This is a genomic window from Mesorhizobium tianshanense (genome assembly GCF_007830515.1).
GTDB classification, from domain to species: Bacteria; Pseudomonadota; Alphaproteobacteria; order Rhizobiales; family Rhizobiaceae; genus Mesorhizobium; species Mesorhizobium tianshanense.
This window is the reverse complement of record NZ_VLKT01000027.1, coordinates 86,258-107,848: the sequence shown is the minus strand read 5'-3', so window position 1 is coordinate 107,848 and position 21,591 is coordinate 86,258. Positions and strand designations below refer to the sequence as shown.

Genomic DNA, 21,591 nt, shown 5'->3' with positions numbered 1-21,591 from the left:
GATCTTCATTGACGGCGACTGCATCCTGCAGCCGGACTTCGTGGCTCAGCACCGCGCGCTCGCCAAACCGAACCACCTGGTCACCGGCAGCCGCATTCTGCTTGGCCGGGAGCTCAGCAGGGAGCTTTTGGCCGAAGGAAAATGGAACTATCAAGCCTTCCGCCAGAAGTCCCTCAGCTATCGCCTTACCGGCGAAATCTCCAAGGTCATACCGCTCTTCGCGCGTCTGACCTGGCGAAGGCCGTCGGACTATCGCTCCTTCGTCTGGCGACGCATCAAGGGCTGCAATCTCGCTTGCTGGAAAAGCGACGCACTTGCCGTCGGCGGATTCGACGAGACCTTCACAGGCTGGGGCTCGGAGGACATCGACTTCGTCTTCCGCCTGCAGGATAAAGGCGTCATTCGGCGTTCCGGCACGTGGGCGACGGAGGTGCTGCATCTCTGGCACAAGCCGGCCGATCCGAGCCGCGCGGAGGCGAACAAGAAGATCGTGCTCGACAGGATAGAGACTGCCCGCCTTCGCAACAAAGCCATTCAGACGCCAAACTCGGCATAAAGCTCCGCGAGCGGCGAACCGGCCGGCGGCGGCCTGCGCTTCAAATCACGCAGAGCCTCGTTCCAGAGATGCAATGTCAGCGTCTCCTCACGCAGTATCGCATCCAGCGAGAATGTCGGATCGTAGATGGCCTGCGCCTGCCGGAAATCCAGTGGGTAGAAGACTTCCCGCGGCAATGCCCGCTCGAACAGCCCGTGCTTGTGCGCCAGCGCCGTCAACGCGCCAGGGCCGAAGGTTCCCCAGGGAAGATCGGCCGGTTGAACCGGTAGGCCGATGAAGCGCTTAAATCGCGCCTTGCGCGCCCGCCGCATGCGTGTCCAGGGAGGGAAGTAACTGGTGCGGAACAGGCCCTCAAGCTCGGCCGTCATCGGCAAGTCGGACTTGAGATAAAGGATGGCGCCGTTGATCATGGTCTCGTCCTCGAGCCCGAACAGGCAATCCCCCTCGATATTCACCGGCTTCAGGCAAACCATGTCGAGGTCGGACCAAAGCCCGCCAGCGGTCAGCTGCAACCGATAGCGGAAATAGTCGGAGGCGAGCGCGTAGGAGCCGGTCTTGCGGTGGCGCAAGCGCTTCATCTTGCCAAAGGGTACAGTAAGCTCGCCATCAACGAGATCGACTCTGGTTGGAACATTGGCGACCGGCTGGTAGACGTGAAGACGCACGGCGTGGCGGCAGGCGAGCCAGGAGGCGATCGATAACAACTCGATGCGGCCCAGCCTGTCGCCGATCCAGAGCATGTTTACCGCCGGGGCTGCCATGTTGCCTATCTTTGTATTTTTCTCTATGCGGCATGAGGGACGTGCCGCGCTTGCGGAAAGACGGTTGTCATAGTCGATCCCGGAAGAAACTCAAACTCATGTCGTTGGTCAGCCGCAAATGGCGCTCATTCAAGCGCCGACACAGACTGCTCAGGCGCACCACTGTTTCGCCCACTACGCTCGTCTGGTGGGGAAGTTTCGAAAACGGCGGCGGCGCGACAATCGGCGATCTGCATGCGGTGGAGAACCTTTCGGCGGAGCTGTTCCGAGCCGGCCATGACCATGACGTACTGAGCCACCCGACACTTGGCATTGCCGGCCACCGTCAGATAAGCGACCTGTTCGACATGCGCCGCGAAATCGAAACGCTGGCTTTCGTCTGCGGCCCGATCGTTCAGGCCGACCAACTGGCCGACCTGCTCGACGTGCACCGGAACGCGAGGAAGATTGCGGTGGGCGTCAGCGTCATTTCCCGGCATCAGGACATGGCTGCCCGTTTTGACGCAGTATTGGCGCGCGACGGCCTGCCGAGGCAATCCTTCGATCTTGCTATCTCGCGCTCCCGGCCTTGCGCGGTGCCCCCGCCCGGCAAGCGGCTGAAAGCCGGGCTCTGCTTTCGGGGCGAGCAGCGGGATTACGGCAAGGGCATGACCGAATGGGTCAGAGCCGAGGGGCTCTTGTCGCAGTTGGCCGAAGCCTTCGGTCTCGAAACCGAACCGATCGACACCGTGTTGAGGTCCGGGAACGAGGCAGCGAAGATCGAGCGGCAGTTCGAGACCGTCGACCTCATCCTCACGACACGCCTGCACGGCTCGCTCTACGGCCTGTCAAAAGGCAAGCCTGTCATCGCCATCGACCAGATCAGGGGAACGGGCAAGGTGAAGCCGATCCTCGACCGCGTCGGCTGGCCGCTCGCCTACTCAATCGAGGAAGCCAATGAGTCTTCGCTCGCCGGCCAGATGCGTCGGATAATCGCCGAATGGCCGGTCGAGGCGGTGGCCAACTCCCAGGCGACGATTTTGGACCTGTCTTCTAAGGCTCGCGCCGACGCCGTGGCGCTGATTGCTCAATCCTGGTGACAATCTCGCTGACAAAGCCAATCCTACGCCATCCTTCCCGCTCTTTATCGCGCTTTCGAAATTAAGACACGCGGATCGATCCGTCCGAAAGCCTGGGCTGATCGAGCAGCCCTGCGAGCCTGCGGCGAAACAACGCCTGCGGTGCGATATCGCGCATGGCATTGCGCGCATAATAGAAGAGCTTCTGTGCGTTTCTTTGAAGCGTGGCCATCGGTCACTTGGTAAAAAGTCGGCTTGTTATTTGCACTCCGGCCTCTCCTACATCATTGTGCCAGCCGTCTTGCAAGCCCGAACCGCGTGGAGCCGGCCCTGCCGGCCGTCTATGGAGCCGATTGGCCTTTGCGGTGTTGTGTTTGTAGCCCAATGCTCCTAGGCAGGGCGAAGAGCCTTCAGGTCTGTGAAAGGAAAAAGTATGGCGCGAGCACCGAATTACGGTCAAGAACGCAAGGAACGTGACCGGCAGAAGGCCGCCAAGAAGGCGGAAAAGCTGGCGGCCAAGGTCGCAGCCAAGGAACGTTCGAAGCCCGAAGACGAGACCTCGTCCGAGACCGAAGCGGCAGAGTAAAACTGTCCGGCCCGCGAGGCAGACCGGATTTCGCTGCGCCTTCAGGCCGGCGCCTTGTCGGTGACGAAAACGTTCACTTCACGCGCGGCGGCGATGAAGGCGCGCCTTGCGGTCATCGCCGGTTTGTCGCCGGCCAGCGCATCGTGGCAGGCCTGCAGCGCTTCGCGATGCTTTGGAGTGCGCTTGCCGGGCCAGCTGTTGAGGAGGTAATCGGAAGCCTCCCGGGCGGTCCGCAAGAGCTGAGTGGCTCCCTCCGCGCCCGACTTGACGGTCACGGGTGTTTCAAATCGGTTGTTTTCCATCGCCGCTCTTACGCCATCGGCGCTCGCGAAGCGAGGGCCAAAGTGGCTGCCCGCGCAATCAGGCCGCGACGACGGCAAATCCCCTGGCGCGCAGGCCGCGCCGGTCATTGCGCAATGACGCCACCAGCCGGTCGCGGCTGCCGACGATATGGGCCGAAAGCCGGCGTGCTGCCTCACCGGCATCGCCGGCCCGGACCGCTGCCAAAAGGGCATGGTGCTCGGCCCAGGCACGGCCGAGTGCCGCCTCGTCGCGCACCTCCAGCCAGCGGGCGCGCGACAGGCGCGTCATGGCATCGCGGACCGCCCTGAACAGGAACTCGTTGCCGGACAGGCGTGCCAGCTCGATGTGAAAATCCATGCCGACGCGGTGCCATTCCTCGCGCGGAGTGGTGGCGTCACAGGAGTCCAGCATCGCCTCGAGGAGGTCGACGGCGCTCCTATCCTCCAGGGCACAGGTCAGCCTGAGTGCCGCGACCTCGACCGCCTCGCGGTAGACGGCGATCTGCTCGAGCTCGGCGAGATTGATGGGCGACACCGTCCAGCCGCGCCCGTCGCGGCAGACCAGGCCCTCCGTCTCGAGCCGCAGCAACGCTGCCCTGACCGGCGTGCGCGACGCTCCGAAGCGGCTTTCGATCCAGCGTTCCGTCAGCCGCTCGCCCGGACCGATCTCAAGGCCGAGGATCATCTCGCGAAGCTGTTTTTCGACATTCTGCATTTGTGACATTGTGGCTTCCGTTCCGCCCATTTGTTCTGGCAATCGGGTCGCTGGCCAGCGTTTGCCGATCACGTTTGAAAGGGCCGCATTGACAGCCGCCAGGCTTGCGTCCATGACGGATACCAGTTTGGTATCCCAAAATGGTATCCACGGCAAGTTTTCATGCGAGCTGGCCGGACAGGACGTGACATGCCGCAAGACAGCACAGTGCAAAGCACGCACAATATCCATTGGCGGCGCAATCTCGCCGTGTGCTTTGCCGGCTCGTTCAGCACGCTTGTCGCCATGACCCTGCTGCTGCCCTTCCTGCCGCTTTATGTCGAGCAGCTGGGTGCCGAGGGGCACGCTGCGATCGTGCAGTGGTCCGGCATCGCCTATGGCGCGACGTTCTTCGCCGCCGCGCTGGTGGCGCCGCTGTGGGGACGGCTGGGCGACCGCTACGGCCGCAAGCTGATGCTGGTGCGCGCCAGTTTCGGCATGGCCATCTGCATGTCGCTGACCGGCCTTGTGGAAACTGTCTGGCAATTGGTGCTGCTGCGCCTGCTGATCGGCTTCGCCGGCGGCTATTCCTCCGGCTCGACCATTCTCGTCGCCATGCAAACGCCGAAGGACCGGTCCGGCTGGGCGCTCGGCGTGCTGTCGGCCGGTATCACCGCCGGCGCCCTCGTCGGTCCCCTGCTCGGCGGCGCGCTGCCGCCCCTGATCGGCATCCGCGCCACCTTCTTGCTCGCCGGCGGCGTCATTTTCCTGGCGTTCATGGCAACGACTTTTCTCATCAAGGAGAACCCTCGCCCGACAGTCGACAAGGCAGCATCGACCGAGAAGCCGAAAGGCGGCTGGTCGCAAATTCCGGACAAGCGCCCCGTCGTCGCCATGCTGGCGACCGGCATGCTGCTGAGCTTCGCCACCATGTCGATCGAGCCGATCATAACGGTCTACGTCCAGCAGCTCATCGAGGACCAAAGCCTGTTAACATTGACCTCCGGCGTCGTCATGTCGGCGGCGGCACTTGGCGCCATCCTGTCAGCCTCGCGTCTCGGCAAGCTCGCCGACCGCGTCGGCCACTGGAACGTCATCATCGGCGCGCTGGCAACTCGTCGGCCTGCGCTTCCTGATGGGGCTGGCGCTTGGCGGTCTCTTGCCCTGCATCACCAGCGTCATCCGCCACAATGTTCCGGACGGCGTCGGCGGCAATGTGCTGGGACTGTCGATCTCGGCGCAATATGTCGGACAGGTCGCCGGGCCGCTGCTCGGCGGCTTCGTCGGCGGTCATTTCGGCATGCGCGCGGTGTTTCTCGGCACCTCCGTGCTGATGGCCGGCGGAGCGGCGTATAACTGGCTGGTCCAGTCGCGCCGCGAGCGCGACATGCTGGTGCAGGCGGGCGAGTCGTGACACCGTTTGCGAGCTATCACCAGTTCACGGAGACCAGAGACATGAGCACCGCCGAGCAATCAGCGAACGGCAGCGGCCGCATCCTCGTTTTTGCCGGCAGCCTGTGTGGCGCGGCCGGCGTTGCGCTCTCCGCCGCGGCGGCGCATCTCGGCGGCGCTTTCGTCAGCACGGCGGCGTCCTTCCTGCTCATGCATGCGCCGGTCTTTCTCGCCGTCGGGCTCGTCGGCGCAAACCGGATCCTGCGAACCGCAAGCCTCATCCTTCTTGTCGGGCTTGTCTTGTTTTGTGGCGATCTCCTCGCCCGGGACTTCCTCGGCTCGCGGCTTTTCCCGATGTCGGCGCCGATCGGCGGCACCTTGCTCATCGCCGGGTGGCTGGCGGTTGCCGCCTCGGCGCTGGTGCGCCCGCGCTCCTGAGGCGGGCCCGCACCCATCGAGGAGCTCGGTTGGTGTCCTAACCTCCCGGCCTCGCAGGCAGATCTCCCCCACAAACGCGGTCATTCTTGCCGGCGTTCGGGCCGGGCCGGCAGGTCGCGATTGCGCGCGGCCGGCGTGGTCAGGCGCTGCCTCTCCGGCCTGTCGGTGGCCGGCGAGATGCCCCAATAATTGCGATAGATATCTTCGAACAGCTGATTGATCGGATGCATGACCTGATCTCCTTATTCAACTTGAATCGATCCAATCGACAGGCATGAAAAAGCGCCGCCGATCAGCTCCGCTCGCGCTCCACGAGAAAACGCAGATCGCGAATCCACGGACCGGCGCCGCCGCGACGTCTCCGGGTCGCCGCGTTCGAGGTGATGCTCCAGTCGTTGCGATAGATGTCTTCGAACAGATAATTGACGGGATGCATGGCTCTCTCCCTTCCTGAATCGATCCAATCGAGCGTTGGCGGTGCACTTGGATCGATTCAAAAATATACTCCAGCCCGCCAATGTCAAGCAAAAATTTGAATCGATCCAACGAAGATGCTAGATAGGAATCCGGAGGCAGAAAGAATGGCGTCATCCACCGAAGGCAACACAAGACCGGTCCGGCTGGCCGACATCGCCAGGGCAGCCGGGGTTTCGCACGGCACCGCCTCCAACGTGTTCAGCCGTCCCGAGATCGTGCGCGAGGAAGTCCGCGAGCGGGTCAGGGCGGCGGCCGAGGCGATGGGCTATGCGGGTCCGGATCCCAAGGGCCGGCTGCTGCGCGCCGGCAAGGTCAACGCGATCGGCGTCGCTACGACCGAGCCGCTGTCCTATTTCTTCGACGATCCCTTTGCCCGCACGATGATGGCCGGGATTTCCGAGGCGTGTGACGCCACCGGCGCCGGCATAGCGCTGGTATCCGCCGGCAACGAGGAGAAGCTTGCCTGGAACATCCAGAGCGCGCTGGTCGACGGCTTCATCCTGTTCTGCATCGAGGGCGGCTCACGCCTCGTCGAACTGACGCGCGAACGCAAACTCCCCTTTGTCGCGCTTGAACTCGGCTTCGACGACGACACCGTTTCGGCAATCGGCGTCGACAATGTCGCCGGCGCCCGTTTGGCGGCGCAGCATCTCGCCGAGCTTGGCCATCGGCGCTTCGCCGTTCTGGCGCTGCCTTTCGCCGACGACAGCACCGGCCTTGTCTCGCCGGAGCGGATCCGCACGGCGGTCTACACCGGCACGCGCGATCGCCTCGTCGGCTATTTCGAGGCGCTTTCCCGGTTCGGTGTCGATACCGCCAAGGTGCCGGTCTACGAGACCGAGAACGACGAAGCCAGCACAAGGGCCGGTCTCGAAACGATCTTCGCCTCGGCGGAGCCGCCGACAGCCATCCTGGCGATGTCGGACCGGATGGCCATGATCGCGATCGAGTGGTTGGCCGCGCGGGGCATGGCGGTTCCCGACGACGTCTCCATTGTCGGCTTCGACGGCGTGCCCGACGCCGCACTTTGCGATCCTCCGCTCAGCACGGTCGCCCAGCCGATCGCCGAGATCGGCCGCAGGGCGGCGCGCACGATCCTCGATTTCGACGGCACGGTGCGGCGCGAGACGCTCGGCGTCGAGCTTGTCGTCAGGGCATCTTCCGGGCCGCCGCCCAAAACAGCTTGAGCCCAGACGCCTATCTATTTGTTTTAGCTGCATTTCTACGACGCCAAGTGTTTACACTTGGCTGCAAAATGCTACGGGTTGCTAGTCGCCATGCCCGCCACGCCGAAGGACGCATCGACAGGCGGCGCCTCGCCGCGCACCGGCTTGCTCTTGCCGCCAATACCCGACAGCCATTCGAGGTAATAGGCGAGCGCGAACTGCATGGCGATGCCGGCGGCGAGCAGCAGGCTGTCATAGGCAAATCCGCCCGGGTTGATCAGCTTCATCACCTGCGCCGCCATGGCGATCACCGTGCCGGCGATGAAAACCGGCAGCGATCGTTTGCCCAATATGGCGAGCGGATGATCGCGGCGCGTGCGGAACAGGTTCGAGACAGCGGGAAAGGCCACGATCAGATAGCTCACCGCCAGGATGTGCAGCAGCCTCGACAGCGACAGGAATGTCTTGTCGAAACCGGTCAGCACCACGGGCAGATCCAGCCACGACACCCGCCCCCACAGCGGGCTGTGTACCCAAACCAACGCCGCGACGACATAGGTTGCCGCCACGCCGACCAGCCAGCGATTGACCGGAATGCTGCCGCCACGCCTGATATGCAGCATGCCAGCCATGCCGATGGCGAAGAGGAACTGCCACGACAGCGGATTGAGGAACCAGAAGCCGGGCTCCGGATAATTCGGCGGGGCGATCTGGTAGATCCCGGCAACCAGCCACAGGACTCCGGAGAATGCGAGCGCCGGCAACGGCCTGTAGCTGACGAACAGCAGGAAGGCCGGCGCCATCAGCAGCAGCACTGAATAGACCGGCAGGATGTTGTTGTAGCCGAGCTGGTGACCAAGCGTGACGATGCCGATCAACGCTTGCGGCGCGTTGGAGATCAACGGCCCGACGTTGACCATCGTCAGCATGTCCGGCCGCTTCGCGAACACCGCCGCCGCGCAGAAGATGGCCACCACCGCCATCGTCGTGACGATGTGGGCGACATAGAGCACGCCAGCGCGGCGCCACAATTTCAGTGTCGCCAGGAGCCGGTTTCCGGGCTGGAACTTTGAGCCGTAGGCGAGCGCGACGGACATGCCCGAGATCAGCACGAAGGCCTCCGCGGCATCCGAAAAACCGAAATTCTTGTAGGTCAGGGTTTCGAAAACGGTGCCCGGCACGTGATCGACAAATATGATCAGCAGAGCGAGAGCACGGAACACATCGATACGCGTATCGCGTTCCTGGATACCCGTATCCTGAATACGCGTGCCGCGATCCGGGATACGCGTATCCCGTCCCTGTGAAATCGGCATGGTCATCGATAAAGGGCCTCAAAGCTGGTTGTTCATGCCCGCAGATCGATGCAACCGCCCGGCGCACCGCTTCAATTCCTGCCGCAGGAGGAATATCAGCGGAAAACGGGTTGAAATGCGCCCGGTTCAATCAACTTTGTAGGGGCTCGAAAATATTCCGTTTTGAAGCCGGCAAATTAAGAAAAATCGCATGAAATCAAAAGGATGCAACCATGGCGGAAAAACCTCCGGAAGATGGCTTTTTGCGGCGCGACCTGGCCTTTTCCTACCGGCTTTACCGACCCGCAAAACCAAGTGTCGAATGCCTTTTCCTGCTGCATGGATCCGGCGTCGACGAGACGACGATGGTGGCGCTGGCGCGGCAGATCGCACCGCGTGCCGTGCTGGTGGCGGTCCGTGGCCGAATCGCCCAGGAGGACGGTTTTCGCTGGTTCGGGCGGATCACGCCGACGCGCTTCGAACAGGAAAGCATCCGCATAGAGGCGGACGCTTTCGCGGGCTTCATCACCGAGGCCGCGAAGCGCCACGGCCTCGATCTCTCCCGAACGGTTTTTCTCGGCTATTCGAACGGCGCCAACCTGGTTTCGACCGTCATGCTGCTCAATTCCGGCCTCATCGAACGGGCAGCATTGCTGCGCCCGATGCCGGTGCTGGACGACGTGCCCCCGGCCGACCTCGGCAAGACGCGCGTGCTGATCATTGCCGGCGCCGCGGATTTGACCTACGCGCCCTTCGCGCCGGCGTTGGTCGCGTTGCTCAGCCGGCACGGCGCCGAGGTCGACGCCCGCATCATTGCCTCCGGCCATGAGATCGGCGACCGGGATGCCGAAATCGTCAGGCAATGGCTGGCAGGCCCAGCCATCGCCATTGCGCAAGCGAATTGACGAGCCGAGGACTTAGAGACTGTTTCGAAATTCGCTCTGGCGAGTCATATGGTGGTGGTTTCGAGAACCGGAGCGCAGCGGACATTTGGGTCCGTGAGCACCGGAAGCGCAGAAAACGCCATCAGATGGCCGCCAGAGTAGAGTTTCCAAACAGGCTCTTACCCTCGCCCCATCCGGTTCCAGGCATCTAGCCCGGCGATCTTGTAGGCTTCGGCCAGCGTCGGATAGTTGAAGGTGTTGTTGACGAAGAAATCGACGGTGCCGCCGAGATTGATGACCGCCTGGCCGATATGGATCAGTTCGGTCGCGCCCTCGCCGACGATATGCGCGCCAAGCAGCCGGCGCGTTTCGATCGAGAACAGAAGCTTCAGGAAACCGGTGTTGACGCCCATGATGTGGCCGCGCGAGGTCTCGCGGAAGCGCGCCACGCCGACCTCATACGCGCCGCCGCTCTCGCGCACCTGCTCCTCGGACTGGCCGACGGTCGAGATCTCAGGCACGGCGTAGATGCCGTAGGGAAAGGTTTGCGGCGGCGGCGGCAAGGGCTCGCCGAAAGCGTGGCAGGCGGCCACCCTGCCCTGTTCCATCGAGGTCGAAGCGAGGCTCGGAAAGCCGATGACGTCGCCGGCGGCATAGATGTTCGGCGCGCTGGTCCGGAAGGTCTGCGGATCGACCTTGATGCGGCCCCTGGAATCGGCCTCGATGCCGACCACGTCCAGCCCGAGCGCGCCGACATTGCCCGTGCGCCCCGCGGCATAGAGCACCATCTCCGAGCGTATGGTGCGGCCGTCGGCAAGCGTCACCTCGGCATAGTCGGGTTTCGAGGCGATCTCCTGGATGGCGCTGCCCAGCCGGATCGTCATGCCGCGGTCGCGCATCTGATGGATGAAATCGTCGACGATCTCGCGGTCGACGAAATCCAGGATGGTGTTGCGCGGCTCGACCAGCGTCACCGGCACGTCGAGCGCCGAAAAGATCGTCGCGTATTCGACGCCGATGACGCCGCCGCCGATCACCGTGAGTGTCCGCGGCAGGCGCTCGAGCTCCAGCATCTCGTCGCTGTCGAAGACACGGGTCTTGTCGAAGGGCACGTCGCGCGGCCGGTGCGGGCGGGTGCCGACCGCGATCAGCGCATGCGCGAAACCGACTTCGCTGTAGTCGCCGGCGTCCGTCGTCAGGCTCGCTCTGTTGGGACCGAGAAACTTGACCGCGGCGCGCGCGCTCCTGACCGTGTTGCGCATGAACTGGTGCTGCAGCACCTCGACCTCGTGATCGAGCGTCTTGTGCAGGCGCTCGATCAGATCGCCGACCGAAATGTCCTGCTTGACCCGGTAGCCGCGCCCGTAGAAGCCGCGTTCGCGCCAGCCGGAGAGATTGAGCACGGTTTCCCGCAGCGTCTTCGACGGGATGGTGCCGGTGTGCACGGAAACACCGCCAAGGCGCCGGCCCCTGTCGACCACCAGCACGGATCTGCCGAGCTTGGCCGACTGCACCGCGGCACGGCGCCCGGAAGGCCCGCTGCCGATGACCAGCATGTCATAGTCCATGTCGCCCCGCCCCTCGCCTGCACTCTTGTTGCGCTGCAGCAAACTAACGCCATCCGTGCTGCGAATTCAACCGATCCGGGCTACGTTCGGGCTGCTTCCTATCGCCTGCCGAAAACGACTCGATCTTGATTCCGCCGCAAGACTTCACCATTTCAAAACCAGGCGGCCCCGCACCCTATCCCGGGCCTGATTACGAGGAAATGACATGAGCGCGCGCGTTCTCGACGGCGAAATCATCACCACCAGGCTCGACGATGTCAGGGCCTATGACGGCGTGCGCACGCGGCGTGTCCTCGCCTTCATCATCGACTATTGCATCGTCGCGTTGCTCACCATCCCGTTCGCGATCCTGGTGTTCTTCCTCGGGCTCTTGACGCTCGGCCTCGGCTGGATGCTGTTTTCCGTTCTCGTGCCGGCCGTCGCCATCCTTTACATCTGGAACACGCTCGGCAGCGCCGACCAGGCCACGACAGGCATGAAGATGATGGGGATCCGGCTCGACCGTCTGGACGGCACCCGCATCGACGGGCTGACGGCCGTGGTGCATTCGGTGCTGTTCTGGGCCGGCAACGTCATCCTGACGCCGCTGGTCCTTCTGGTGACGCTGTTTGCCGACCGCAAGCGGACGCTGCACGACCTGCTGCTCGGCACGGTGGTCAGCCGCAGCGACCGCTGAGACAGCTTTTCACGAGTTCCCACGAGCGTTTATGCGCAAATATGAGGCATCCTGTCAGCCGCGCCTTCACAATCCTGTTGAATTTTTCGCCGTCCGCGCCAAAGGTAGAGAGATTCGCAGGAGTGTTTCCAAGGTTCGATGACGCACCATCCTACCCAGTCGCCGCAGTTCTTCCTGACCGCGCCGTCACCATGCCCGTATCTTGAGGGCCAGTTCGAGCGCAAGGTGTTCACGCATCTGGTCGGCGACAAGGCGCCGGAGATGAACGACCTGTTGACGCAAGGCGGCTTCCGCCGGTCGCAGAACATCGCCTACAGGCCGGCCTGCGAAACCTGCCGCGCCTGCGTTTCGGTACGCATCCTGGCTCAGGAATTCACCACCAGCCGCAACATGAGGCGGGTGATACAGCGCAATTCGGACCTCGTCGGCGCCATGCACGACGCACAACCCTCCACCGAGCAGTATTCGCTGTTCCGCAGCTATCTCGATGCCCGCCATCGCCGCGGCGGCATGTCCGACATGACGGTGCTCGACTACGCCATGATGGTCGAGGACACGCATGTCGACACCAAGGTCATCGAATACCGGCGCCGCGGCCCCGACACCTTCATCACCGGCAAGGGCCAGGGCGAACTGATCGCGGTGGCGCTCACCGACAAGATGGCCGACGGCCTGTCGATGGTTTATTCCTACTTCAATCCGGACTTCGAGGACCGCTCGCTCGGCACCTTCATGATCCTCGACCACATCGCCCGCGCCCGGGCGATGGGCCTGCCCCATGTCTATCTCGGCTACTGGGTCAACGGCTCGCGCAAGATGAACTATAAGATGCGCTTCATGCCGCAGGAGCATCTCGGCCCCAAAGGCTGGGAACGCTACGACCACGAAGCGGTTTCGCGCTGATCCGCTCTCTCGCCAATCATCCTTAAAACCGTTCCAAGGAGGATGCTGCTGGCTTTTCGGCCGTTTGGCCGGAGGGACAGACGCAGGCCAATCTTGCGCCGGCCTCCAAACTCATCGCGAGAATTGCCGCATGTCGTCTCACATCGACCACCAGAAGGGTCTTCTCATCTCCGCCATCGGCGGGCTGACGCTGACCGTCGACATTCCACTGATCCGGCTCGCCGACGGCGAGGCGTGGACGATCCTGCTGCTGCGCACCGGCACCACCTTGGTCGCGGCGCTGATCATCTGGGCTGTCTGGCGCTCGCTGAGCAGGAACGCGCCGCAGCTCATCCCCGGCTGGTCGGGCCTCGTCGTCGCCATATGCTACGGGCTGACCTCGGTCACCTTCGTCACCAGCATCTATCACACCACGACCGCCAACCTGGTCTTCATCCTGGCCTTCAACACCGTGTTCGCGGCGCTGCTGTCCTGGGTGGTCCTGAAGGAGCGGCCGCGACCGGCCACTGTGGTCGCGATGCTGGTCATGATCGTCGGCGTCGCGATCATCGTCGGCGATTCGATCGGCACCGGGCACCTGTTCGGCGATTTCATGGCGCTGTGCTCGGCTTTCTTCATCGCACTGGCCATCACCCTCTCGCGCGCCAGCGGCAAGGACATGGGATTCGCCTCGCTGATCGGCGTGATCCTGCCCCTTGGCGTCGCGGTGTTCATGGTCTCGAGCGAAGGCCTTCAGGTGAACGCGCCGTGGTGGATCATCTTCAACGGCGCCGTCATCATGCCGATCTCGTTCTTCTGCCTCGCCAACGGACCGAAATACATTTCCGGGCCTGAGGTGGCGATGTTCTACCTGCTCGAAACGGTGCTGGCGCCGGTCTGGGTGTGGATGGTCTTTGCCGAAACGCCGTCGCGCAACAGCCTGATCGGCGGCGCGATCCTCATCGTCACGCTGGTCGCCCATTCGCTATGGCAGCTGCATGAGGGGCGCCAGCGCCGAGCAGCCCTTGCGGTCAGTCACCCGGCCTGAGATTTCTTCTCGGCAACGATTTCGATTTGCGGCGGAGCACCTTCCAGCTCCGCCGGGGCAAGTTCGTCGGCCAATTCCACCTCGCGCAGCCATTCGCGCCAGATCGCGACCAGCAATGCCATCAGCACCGGACCGATGAACAGGCCGAGAAAGCCCATCGTCTTGACGCCGCCGATCAGGCCGAAAAAGGTCGGCAGGAACGGCAGCTTTATCGGGCCGCCGACCAGTTTCGGGCGCAATGTCTTATCGACGATGAACAGTTCGACGGTCCCCCAGATGAACAGCGCCAACCCGGCCATCAGCGAGCCGCTGGCGGCGAGATAGATCGAGACAAGCGTGAAGGACAGCGGGGCGCCGCCGGGGATCAGCGCCATGATGCCGGTCAGGGCGCCGAGCGTCACCGGCGACGGCACGCCGGCCAGCCAGTAGGCCACGCCCAGCACCACCCCCTCGCCGATGGCGATCACGGTCATGCCGGTCACCGTCGAGGAAATCGTCGCCGGCACGACGCGTGAAATCCGCTCCCACCTGGCCGGCAGGATGCGTTCGCCGAGACGGTCGACCTGCCCGGCGAAATGCTCGCCGTCGCGATAGGCAAAGAACAGCGCGATCATCATGAACAGCAGCGCCAGCAGAAGCCCGAAGGCGCTGCCGCCGGCGGCCAGCACGCCGCGATAGATGCTGCCGATGTTGGCGCCGCTGATCAGCTGGATCAGTTCGCCGATGCCGCCGGGATGGCCGAGATTGCGCGTCCATTGCTCGTTCAGCCAGTCGCCCACCACAGGCAGCGTGGCGATCCAGTGCGGCGTCACCGCGCCGTCACGGTTGGTTTCGATCGCCCAGCCGACCCATTCGCGGACTTCGTTGGTGGCGTAGGCGCCGGCGAGCGCGATCGGCACCACCAGGAAGGTGAGGATGAACAGGATCGCCAATGTCGCGGCGATCGTGCGGTTGCCGCCGACAGCAGCGAGCAGCCGCCGATAGAGCGGCCAGCTGGCAAAGGCGATGACCAGCGCAGCCAGAACGGGGACCAGAAAACCATGAAAGAAATAGACCCCGGCGGCGACGATCAGCACCAAGAGCCAGCGCGCCGCCGACAGCGGCGGAATGACGGCGGATCTGACCGGCGTCGACAGGCCGAACAGGCGCTGCTGCCCTTCCGGTTTCCGAATCCTAGCTTCCTTCAAATGCCCATCTCTCCCAAACGCATCCGCCCCGCTTCGTGTAGCGATGCTTATGCAGGATCATAGTGCAGCAATCGTGACGATAGTCCAAATGATTGGGGATCTCCCCCTCGAGGGGAGATGGCCGGCAGGCCAGAGGGGGTCGCCGCGCATGGAACGCCGGCGTCCTCAGTCCACAATAGGAGGTCGCGTCAGAACGTACCGACCCCCTCCGTCGCCTTCGGCAACATCTCCCCGTCGAGGGGGAGATTAGCGGCGCTACCCGAATTTCCCCGTCCTCGGGAATCCCTTCGGCACCATGCGGCCGGCCGAGGCGCGGGCGCCGATCCATTCGACCAGCTCGTCGCGCGATTTGATGAAGGTGCGGTCGGCCGAATCCTGCCAGGAGAGCCCGCTTGCTAGCGTGAAGGTCTTGAGGTCGAGGACGCCGCCATCCTTGTATTTCTGCAGGCGAACGCCCTTGCCGCGCCCCATCTCCGGTATTTCGGCGAGCGGGAAGACCAGCATCTTGCGGTTCTCGCCGACGATGGCGAGATGGTCGCCGGCGACCGGCACGCAGCGCTGGGCTTCGTCAGGCGCCTTGACGTTCATCACCTGCTTGCCCTTGCGGGTGTTGGCGACGACCTCTTCCTCCGGCACGATGAAGCCGTTGGCGCTGTGAGACACCAGGAGCAGCTTGCGCTTGGGATCATGGACAAAGGCGGTGACGATGTCCTGGTCGTTGTCCATGTCGACGATGATGCGGATCGGCTCGCCATGGCCGCGCCCGCCGGGCAGCCGGTCGGCGCCGATCGTGTAGAACTTGCCGCCGGTGGTGAAGACCAGCACCTTGTCGGTGGTCTGGGCGTGGAAGGCGAGCTTGAGGCTGTCGCCCTCCTTGAAGGTCAGGGCCGAATGATCGGTCAAATGACCTTTCATCGCCCTGAGCCAGCCCTTTTCCGAAACGACGACGGTGACCGGCTCGCGCTCGATCATGGCGTGGGCGATGTCGGTCAGGTCGTGTTCGGGCGCGTCGGCGAACTGGGTCCGGCGCTTGCCGAGTTCGGTCTCCGGTCCGAATTTCTCCCGGATGCTGGAGACTTCCCACTTGATAGTCGACCACTGCCTGGCGTCGGACGCAAGCAGCGCCTCGATCTGCTTCTTCTCGGTGGTGAGACCGTCGAATTCCTTGCGGATCTCGAATTCCTCGAGCTTGCGCAGGGCCCTGAGCCGCATGTTGAGGATGGCTTCGGCCTGGTTGTCGGTGAGCGACCAGCGCGCCATCATCACTTGCTTGGGCTCGTCCTCCTCGCGGATGATCCTGATCACTTCGTCGATGTTGAGATAGGCGATCAGATAGCCGGCGAGGATCTCCAGCCGCCTTTCGATCTCGCCGAGGCGATGCTTCGAGCGGCGGATCAGCACGTCGCGGCGGTGCTCCAGCCATTCCTTGAGCACGCCTTTCAGCGACAGCACATTGGGTATCTTGCCGCGCGACAGCACGTTCATGTTGAGCGGAAAGCGGCTTTCGAGCTCGGTCAGCTTGAACAGCGATTCCATCAGGATGCCGGGATCGACCGAACGGCTCTTGGGCACCAGCACGACGCGGATGTCCTCGGCGCTCTCGTCGCGGATGTCCTCGAGCAGCGGCAATTTGCGCGCCATCAGCAGCTCGGCGATCTTTTCGATCAGCCGCGCCTTCTGGACGCCGTAGGGGATTTCGGTGACGACGATGTTCCAGGTGCCCCTGCCCTGGTCCTCCTGGCTCCATGTCGCCCTGACCCGGAAACCACCGCGGCCGGTTTCGTAGGCTTCGAGGATCGAGGCACGGCTGTCGACGATGATGCCGCCGGTCGGGAAATCCGGACCTTGCACGAAGTCCATCAACGTGGTCACCGGCGCATCCGGATGCTCGATCAGATGCAGGGCGGCGTCGCAGAGCTCGGCGGCATTGTGCGGCGGGATCGAGGTCGCCATGCCGACGGCAATGCCGGACGAGCCGTTGGCAAGCAGGTTCGGGAACGCACCGGGCAGCACGACCGGCTCCTCGTCCTCCTCATTGTAGGTCGGCCGGTAGTCGACCGCGTCCTCGGCGATGCCGGAGAGCAGCTCGGTCGCCACATCGGTCATTCGCGCTTCGGTGTAGCGCATGGCGGCGGCGTTATCGCCGTCGATATTGCCGAAATTGCCCTGCCCGTCGACCAAGGGATAGCGCATCGAAAAATCCTGCGCCAGCCGCACCAGAGCGTCGTAGATCGACTGGTCGCCATGCGGATGGAACTTGCCCATCACCTCGCCGACGATGCGGGCGCATTTGGCAAACCCCTGGTCGGGGTTGAGTCTGAGCAGCCGCATGGCATGCATGATTCGGCGATGGACCGGCTTCAGCCCGTCGCGGACATCCGGCAGCGCCCGATGCATGATGGTCGACAGCGCATAGGCGAGATAGCGCTCTTCCAGCGCTTTCTTCAGATCGACCGGCTCGATGTTGTCGCCGCCGCCATCTCCAGGCGGCAAAAGCCTCTTTCCCATGGGCTGGGACTAGCCGAGCGGGTGATTCGCGGCAAGAGGCAAGGCCCCGTCTGCAACACGAACTGGACATGCGGCAGCGCCGACCAACATCAACCGGTTACATCCCGCTTCTATGGCAAAGCACGATGGACTGGGTTTGCGTTTCGTCGCGTTTTTCGACCATTGTGCGGATGAACGCCTTTTTCCCGTCCAGTTCGCCACGAAAGGGTGACGGCGCAAGGAATTCGAGAATAATTTAGGACACACTCAAAATACTTCAGGAAACGCTCAGGGAATTCGCGATGACGATCAAACGCTCGACACTCAACAAACTCGCTTTTTCGACCTTTTTGCTGACGCTGCCGCTGAACGCGGCCTTCGCGCAGGATGCGGCGGTCGCCGACCGGCTCAAGGCGGCTCTCGCCGCCCAGGGCGTCGACATCTCCTGGACCGGGGTGACGGGCGATGCCTCCAGCATGGTGCTGCAAGGCGTGGCCGTCAAACCGGCGGCCGAGAAGGAGGCGCTCAAGATCGGCGACGTCAAACTCGAAGGCGTCACCGAAGCCAATGGCGGTTATGAAATCGAAACCGTCTCGACTTCGGCGTTCCAACGCAGCGAGGACGGCGTGACGGTCGACCTCAGCCCCTTCATCATCCGCGACATGACGGTTCCCGCCGACGGCGCGACGGGTCCGCTGGGCTCGCTGATGATGTACAAATCGGCCGAACTCGAGAACATGACGGTCAAGGTGGCCGACAAGACCGCCTTCTCGATGGACGGGCTCGCCATCGAAATCACCCCGCCGGCCGACGGCAAGGCGATGGAGTTTTCCGGCACCACGGAAAGATTCAATGCCGACCTGACGCTGATCGAGGACCCGAAGTCCAAGGACGCGATCAACGCGCTCGGTTACCAGAACATCACCGGGAACCTTGCAATGGAAGGCACCTGGCAGCCTGCGGACGGCAAGATGGAGCTGTCGAAATACGACATTTCCGTCGACAATGCCGGAACGCTCGGCATGACCTTCGGTCTCGGCGGCTACACGCTTGACGTCATCAAGTCGCTGCAGGAGATGCAAAAGAAGATGGCGGCTCAGCCCGAAGGCGCCGACAAGTCGGCCGAGGGCATGGCCATGCTCGGCGTCTTGCAGCAGCTTTCGTTCACCAGCGCTTCGGTCCGCTTCGACGACGATTCGCTGACCAACAAGGTGCTGGACTATGTCGGCAAGCAGCAAGGCATGTCCGGCAAGGACATCGCCAACCAGGCCAAGGCGATCGTGCCTTTCGGCATGGCGCAGCTCAACAATCCGGAACTGACGGCGCAGGCGTCGGCTGCGGTCGGCAAATTTCTCGACGATCCGCAGAGCATCGAGATCCTGGCCGAGCCGCCGGCAGCGGTGCCGTTCGCAATGATCATGGCGGGCGCCATGTCCAATCCGCTCGACCTGACGAAGACGCTTGGCGTGACGGTCAAGGCGAACGAGAACTGACCGGAGCAGTCGCTTGAAAGCAAAAAGCCCGGCAGCAATGCCGGGCTTTTTTGTGAATCAACAGAATCGGTTGCGGGAGGTTTTTAAGCCTCTTTCTTGGTCACCGCGACGCGCAGCGACAATTCGCGAAGCTGCTGCGGGCTGGCTTCCGACGGCGCGCTCATCAACAGGTCGTAGGCCTGCTGGTTCATCGGGAACATGGTCACCTCGCGCAGGTTCCTGGCGCCGACCAGCAGCATGACGACGCGGTCGATGCCGGCCGCCATGCCGCCATGCGGCGGTGCGCCATACTGGAAGGCGCGGTAGAGGCCACCGAACCGCTCCTCGACCGTCTCGCGATCCAGCCCGACGATCTCGAATGCCTTGACCATGGTTTCGGGCAAATGGTTACGGATGCCGCCGGAGGCGATCTCGAAACCATTGCAGACCATGTCGTACTGGAACGCCTTGATCCCAAGCGGATCCTCGCCGTTGAGCGCATCGATGCCACCCTGCGGCATCGAGAACGGGTTGTGGCCGAAATCGACGCGCTTCTCGTCCTCGTTCCATTCGTAGAAGGGAAAGTCGACGATCCAGCACAATTCGAAACGGTCGCGGTCGACGAGGTTCAGCTCCTCGCCGGCGCGGGTGCGCGCCGCGCCCGCGAACGAGACGAATTTCTTCGGATCGCCGGCGACGAAGAAGGCGGCGTCGCCATCGGCAAGGCCGAGTTGAAGGCGGATCGCCTCGGTGCGCTCCTCGCCGATGTTCTTGGCGAGCGGACCGGCGCCTTCGAGCTTTTCACCCTCCTTGCGCCAGAAGATGTAGCCGAGGCCCGGCTGGCCCTCGCCTTGCGCCCAGGAATTCATGCGGTCGCAGAAGGCGCGGCTGCCGCCGGTCCTGGCCGGAATGGCCCAGACTTCGGCCTTCGGGTCGTTGGCGAGGATGTTGGCGAACACCTTGAAGCCGGAATCCCGGAAATGATCGGAGACCGCCTGCATCTCGATCGGGTTGCGCAGGTCCGGCTTGTCGGTGCCGTATTTGCGCATGGCGACGTCATAGGCGATGCGCGGGAACTCCTGCGTCACCGGCTTGCCGGCGGCAAAGGTTTCGAACACGCCCCGCATCACCGGTTCCATTGTCGCCAGAACGTCGTCCTGTTCGACGAAGCTCATCTCCAGGTCGAGCTGGTAGAATTCGCCCGGCAGGCGATCGGCGCGGGGATCCTCGTCGCGGAAGCACGGCGCGATCTGAAAATAGCGGTCGAAGCCCGACACCATGATCAGCTGCTTGTACTGCTGCGGCGCCTGCGGCAGCGCGTAGAAAGTGCCGGGATGGATGCGCGACGGCACCAGGAAGTCGCGTGCCCCTTCGGGCGACGAAGCGGTCAGGATCGGCGTCGAGAATTCGGTGAAGCCGACCTCGTTCATGCGCCTGCGCATCTCGGCGATGATTTTCGTGCGCGCCACGATGTTCTTGTGCAGCGTGTCGCGGCGCAGGTCGAGGAAACGGTATTTGAGACGGATATCCTCGGGATAGTCCGGCTCTCCGAACACCGGCAACGGCAACTCCTTGGCCGCCGACAGCACTTCGATCTCGCGCGCGAAAACCTCGATCTCGCCGGTCGGCAGGTTGGGGTTCGCCGTCTCGGCCAGACGCGCCTTGACCTCGCCATCGACGCGGATGACCCACTCGCCGCGCACGGTCTCGGCTATCTTGAAAGCCGGCGAATCCGGATCGGCGACGATCTGGGTCAGGCCATAGTGGTCGCGCAAATCGATGAACAGCAGGCCGCCATGGTCGCGCACGCGATGCACCCAGCCCGACAGGCGAACGGAAGTGCCGACGTCGCTCTTCCTCAACTGGGCACAGGTATGGCTGCGGTAACGATGCATTGTCATTGGTAAGTCCGGATGTTGGATTGCGGCCGAGGCATGGGCCCAGCCTGAAAATTTGCGCGAAAAGCACATGAGAGGCCGCCTTTGTCAAGGCAGACGGCGCTCAAGCAGCATCTCGGTTCGAATTTCGGCCTTCGAGCCAGGCTGTGTGAAAACGTGTCGCGCGATATTGAATGGTGCGGGGTTTGCTCTCTGCGGTGACCAGCCGGTGCTCTGGCCGGTACACGGTGCGCGGCGCGGGCAACGTCTGAAGAGCGGACAGGAGTGAGGTTAATGAGCTTCGAACTGGTGATGCTTGCAGCAAGCTGCGTGCTCTGTTTGATCCAAATTATTATTTCCTCCCATGCAGCCAGTCTCCAGCGAGGTTACCGCTGGACGGCCAGCTCTCGCGATGCCGAAATGCCCCCGCTCACCGGAGTCGCGGGCCGGCTGGAAAGGGCGCTTGGAAATTTCCTCGAGACGTTCCCGGTGTTTGTGGCCGCGGTCTTGCTTGTCCATGTGCTTGGCCGCGAGAGCGCGCTCAGCGAATGGGGAGCCGGTCTCTATCTTTCAGCCAGGCTGGTTTACCTGCCACTTTACGCAGCAGGCGTCCCCCTGCTTCGTTCTCTGGTCTGGAACGTCGCGTTCGTCGGAATTGTCCTGCTTTTGCTGGCGTCAGCCTGGCCCGAGCTATAGTGCCCGCACGCGACTGCCGTCCTCTGCTTTGATCGTGATTTGGGTGGCCAAGCCGTGTACAATGGCCGTCACATTGATGGGAGGGACTA

General features: G+C 63.2%; 21 protein-coding genes and 1 pseudogene. 12 read left to right on the top strand and 10 right to left on the bottom strand.

Annotated elements, in window-relative coordinates; genetic code table 11:
* The coding region (locus IQ26_RS21460; protein WP_240547190.1) for a galactosyltransferase-related protein at positions 1-556 on the top strand (556 nt) is incomplete at its 5' end.
* Here the strand turns inward: IQ26_RS21460 and IQ26_RS21455 are convergent.
* A complete protein-coding gene (locus tag IQ26_RS21455) occupies positions 535-1,317 on the bottom strand; it encodes a glycosyltransferase (RefSeq protein ID WP_145720344.1) in 783 nt (260 codons plus the stop codon). The two genes, IQ26_RS21460 and IQ26_RS21455, sit on opposite strands and share 22 nt — an antisense overlap.
* 98 nt (positions 1,318-1,415) lie before the next feature.
* On the opposite strand from IQ26_RS21455, the gene IQ26_RS21450 reads away from it, so the two are divergent.
* Complete coding sequence (locus IQ26_RS21450) at positions 1,416-2,396, top strand: glycosyltransferase family protein (RefSeq protein WP_145720343.1); 981 nt, start codon at positions 1,416-1,418, stop codon at positions 2,394-2,396.
* 412 nt (positions 2,397-2,808) lie between these two features.
* Positions 2,809-2,961 carry a hypothetical protein gene (locus IQ26_RS39770; RefSeq protein ID WP_145720342.1) on the top strand — a complete coding sequence of 51 codons (153 nt, stop codon included), beginning with the start codon at positions 2,809-2,811 and terminating at the stop codon, positions 2,959-2,961.
* Between the two features lie 41 nt (positions 2,962-3,002).
* Here the strand turns inward: IQ26_RS39770 and IQ26_RS21435 are convergent, their stop codons facing one another.
* Positions 3,003-3,371, bottom strand: a complete 369-nt coding sequence (locus IQ26_RS21435; RefSeq protein ID WP_240547189.1) for a DUF982 domain-containing protein — start codon at positions 3,369-3,371, stop codon at positions 3,003-3,005.
* A complete protein-coding gene (locus tag IQ26_RS21430; protein ID WP_145720341.1) occupies positions 3,322-3,987 on the bottom strand; it encodes a GntR family transcriptional regulator in 666 nt (221 codons plus the stop codon). The genes IQ26_RS21435 and IQ26_RS21430 overlap by 50 nt, the downstream gene beginning before the upstream one ends.
* A gap of 180 nt (positions 3,988-4,167) precedes the next feature.
* Here IQ26_RS21430 and IQ26_RS21425 point away from each other — a divergent pair.
* A pseudogene (locus IQ26_RS21425) lies at positions 4,168-5,371 on the top strand (MFS transporter).
* 41 nt (positions 5,372-5,412) lie between these two features.
* The gene (locus IQ26_RS21420; protein ID WP_145720340.1) at positions 5,413-5,787 is read left to right on the top strand and encodes a DUF423 domain-containing protein; all 375 of its coding nucleotides are present in this window, start codon (positions 5,413-5,415) and stop codon (positions 5,785-5,787) included.
* A gap of 80 nt (positions 5,788-5,867) precedes the next feature.
* Here the strand turns inward: IQ26_RS21420 and IQ26_RS39765 are convergent, their stop codons facing one another.
* Positions 5,868-6,017, bottom strand: coding sequence for a hypothetical protein (locus IQ26_RS39765; RefSeq protein WP_167522703.1), 150 nt, complete (start codon positions 6,015-6,017; stop codon positions 5,868-5,870).
* Between the two features lie 62 nt (positions 6,018-6,079).
* Positions 6,080-6,223 (bottom strand): hypothetical protein, encoded by a 144-nt coding sequence (locus IQ26_RS39760; RefSeq protein WP_145720339.1) that lies wholly within the window; start codon positions 6,221-6,223, stop codon positions 6,080-6,082.
* A 145-nt stretch (positions 6,224-6,368) separates the two neighbouring features.
* Between IQ26_RS39760 and IQ26_RS21410 the strand changes: the two genes are divergently transcribed.
* Positions 6,369-7,451, top strand: a complete 1,083-nt coding sequence (locus IQ26_RS21410) for a LacI family DNA-binding transcriptional regulator (protein ID WP_145720338.1) — start codon at positions 6,369-6,371, stop codon at positions 7,449-7,451.
* Between the two features lie 71 nt (positions 7,452-7,522).
* Here the strand turns inward: IQ26_RS21410 and IQ26_RS21405 are convergent, their stop codons facing one another.
* Positions 7,523-8,752, bottom strand: a complete 1,230-nt coding sequence (locus IQ26_RS21405; RefSeq protein ID WP_145720337.1) for an OpgC family protein — start codon at positions 8,750-8,752, stop codon at positions 7,523-7,525.
* A 206-nt stretch (positions 8,753-8,958) separates the two neighbouring features.
* On the opposite strand from IQ26_RS21405, the gene IQ26_RS21400 reads away from it, so the two are divergent.
* The gene (locus IQ26_RS21400) at positions 8,959-9,630 is read left to right on the top strand and encodes an alpha/beta hydrolase (RefSeq protein WP_145720336.1); all 672 of its coding nucleotides are present in this window, start codon (positions 8,959-8,961) and stop codon (positions 9,628-9,630) included.
* 158 nt (positions 9,631-9,788) lie between these two features.
* Here IQ26_RS21400 and sthA read toward each other — a convergent pair whose 3' ends face one another.
* Positions 9,789-11,177, bottom strand: a complete 1,389-nt coding sequence (sthA, locus tag IQ26_RS21395; protein ID WP_145720335.1) for a Si-specific NAD(P)(+) transhydrogenase — start codon at positions 11,175-11,177, stop codon at positions 9,789-9,791.
* Positions 11,178-11,382: 205 nt separating this feature from the next.
* Here sthA and IQ26_RS21390 point away from each other — a divergent pair, with 205 nt between their 5' ends.
* The 3 genes from IQ26_RS21390 to IQ26_RS21380 all read left to right on the top strand — a co-directional run bounded on the left by IQ26_RS21390 (position 11,383) and on the right by IQ26_RS21380 (position 13,783).
* On the top strand, positions 11,383-11,853 hold the full coding sequence (locus IQ26_RS21390) for an RDD family protein (protein WP_145720334.1): 471 nt from the start codon (positions 11,383-11,385) through the stop codon (positions 11,851-11,853).
* A 138-nt stretch (positions 11,854-11,991) separates the two neighbouring features.
* On the top strand, positions 11,992-12,756 hold the full coding sequence (locus IQ26_RS21385) for an arginyltransferase (RefSeq protein WP_145720333.1): 765 nt from the start codon (positions 11,992-11,994) through the stop codon (positions 12,754-12,756).
* A 130-nt stretch (positions 12,757-12,886) separates the two neighbouring features.
* Positions 12,887-13,783 (top strand): DMT family transporter, encoded by an 897-nt coding sequence (locus tag IQ26_RS21380; RefSeq protein ID WP_145720332.1) that lies wholly within the window; start codon positions 12,887-12,889, stop codon positions 13,781-13,783.
* Here the strand turns inward: IQ26_RS21380 and IQ26_RS21375 are convergent.
* A complete protein-coding gene (locus tag IQ26_RS21375) occupies positions 13,771-14,970 on the bottom strand; it encodes an AI-2E family transporter (protein ID WP_145720331.1) in 1,200 nt (399 codons plus the stop codon). The two genes, IQ26_RS21380 and IQ26_RS21375, sit on opposite strands and share 13 nt — an antisense overlap.
* 255 nt (positions 14,971-15,225) lie before the next feature.
* Entirely contained in the window at positions 15,226-17,478 is a 2,253-nt protein-coding gene (gene parC / locus IQ26_RS21370; RefSeq protein ID WP_145720330.1) for a DNA topoisomerase IV subunit A, read from the bottom strand.
* Positions 17,479-17,759: 281 nt separating this feature from the next.
* On the opposite strand from parC, the gene IQ26_RS21365 reads away from it, so the two are divergent.
* A complete protein-coding gene (locus tag IQ26_RS21365; protein ID WP_145720329.1) occupies positions 17,760-18,950 on the top strand; it encodes a hypothetical protein in 1,191 nt (396 codons plus the stop codon).
* 83 nt (positions 18,951-19,033) lie between these two features.
* Here the strand turns inward: IQ26_RS21365 and aspS are convergent, their stop codons facing one another.
* Entirely contained in the window at positions 19,034-20,824 is a 1,791-nt protein-coding gene (aspS, locus tag IQ26_RS21360) for an aspartate--tRNA ligase (RefSeq protein ID WP_162458033.1), read from the bottom strand.
* 276 nt (positions 20,825-21,100) lie between these two features.
* On the opposite strand from aspS, the gene IQ26_RS21355 reads away from it, so the two are divergent.
* Positions 21,101-21,502, top strand: coding sequence for an MAPEG family protein (locus tag IQ26_RS21355; protein WP_145720327.1), 402 nt, complete (start codon positions 21,101-21,103; stop codon positions 21,500-21,502).
* Positions 21,503-21,591 lie beyond the last annotated feature (89 nt).

Bases quoted from the DNA above. Each gene is read 5' to 3' on its own strand.
- IQ26_RS21385 (WP_145720333.1), top strand. From the start codon at position 11,992: ATGACGCACCATCCTACCCAGTCGCCGCAGTTCTTCCTGACCGCGCCG.
- IQ26_RS39760 (WP_145720339.1), bottom strand. From the start codon at position 6,223: ATGCATCCCGTCAATTATCTGTTCGAAGACATCTATCGCAACGACTGG.
- aspS (WP_162458033.1), bottom strand. From the start codon at position 20,824: ATGCATCGTTACCGCAGCCATACCTGTGCCCAGTTGAGGAAGAGCGAC.
- IQ26_RS21400 (WP_145720336.1), top strand. From the start codon at position 8,959: ATGGCGGAAAAACCTCCGGAAGATGGCTTTTTGCGGCGCGACCTGGCC.
- IQ26_RS21405 (WP_145720337.1), bottom strand. From the start codon at position 8,752: ATGACCATGCCGATTTCACAGGGACGGGATACGCGTATCCCGGATCGC.
- IQ26_RS21420 (WP_145720340.1), top strand. From the start codon at position 5,413: ATGAGCACCGCCGAGCAATCAGCGAACGGCAGCGGCCGCATCCTCGTT.
- IQ26_RS21380 (WP_145720332.1), top strand. From the start codon at position 12,887: ATGTCGTCTCACATCGACCACCAGAAGGGTCTTCTCATCTCCGCCATC.
- IQ26_RS21390 (WP_145720334.1), top strand. From the start codon at position 11,383: ATGAGCGCGCGCGTTCTCGACGGCGAAATCATCACCACCAGGCTCGAC.
- sthA (WP_145720335.1), bottom strand. From the start codon at position 11,177: ATGGACTATGACATGCTGGTCATCGGCAGCGGGCCTTCCGGGCGCCGT.
- IQ26_RS21355 (WP_145720327.1), top strand. From the start codon at position 21,101: ATGAGCTTCGAACTGGTGATGCTTGCAGCAAGCTGCGTGCTCTGTTTG.
- IQ26_RS21365 (WP_145720329.1), top strand. From the start codon at position 17,760: ATGACGATCAAACGCTCGACACTCAACAAACTCGCTTTTTCGACCTTT.
- IQ26_RS39770 (WP_145720342.1), top strand. From the start codon at position 2,809: ATGGCGCGAGCACCGAATTACGGTCAAGAACGCAAGGAACGTGACCGG.
- parC (WP_145720330.1), bottom strand. From the start codon at position 17,478: ATGGGAAAGAGGCTTTTGCCGCCTGGAGATGGCGGCGGCGACAACATC.
- IQ26_RS21455 (WP_145720344.1), bottom strand. From the start codon at position 1,317: ATGGCAGCCCCGGCGGTAAACATGCTCTGGATCGGCGACAGGCTGGGC.
- IQ26_RS39765 (WP_167522703.1), bottom strand. From the start codon at position 6,017: ATGCATCCGATCAATCAGCTGTTCGAAGATATCTATCGCAATTATTGG.
- IQ26_RS21430 (WP_145720341.1), bottom strand. From the start codon at position 3,987: ATGTCACAAATGCAGAATGTCGAAAAACAGCTTCGCGAGATGATCCTC.
- IQ26_RS21450 (WP_145720343.1), top strand. From the start codon at position 1,416: ATGTCGTTGGTCAGCCGCAAATGGCGCTCATTCAAGCGCCGACACAGA.
- IQ26_RS21435 (WP_240547189.1), bottom strand. From the start codon at position 3,371: ATGACCGGCGCGGCCTGCGCGCCAGGGGATTTGCCGTCGTCGCGGCCT.
- IQ26_RS21410 (WP_145720338.1), top strand. From the start codon at position 6,369: ATGGCGTCATCCACCGAAGGCAACACAAGACCGGTCCGGCTGGCCGAC.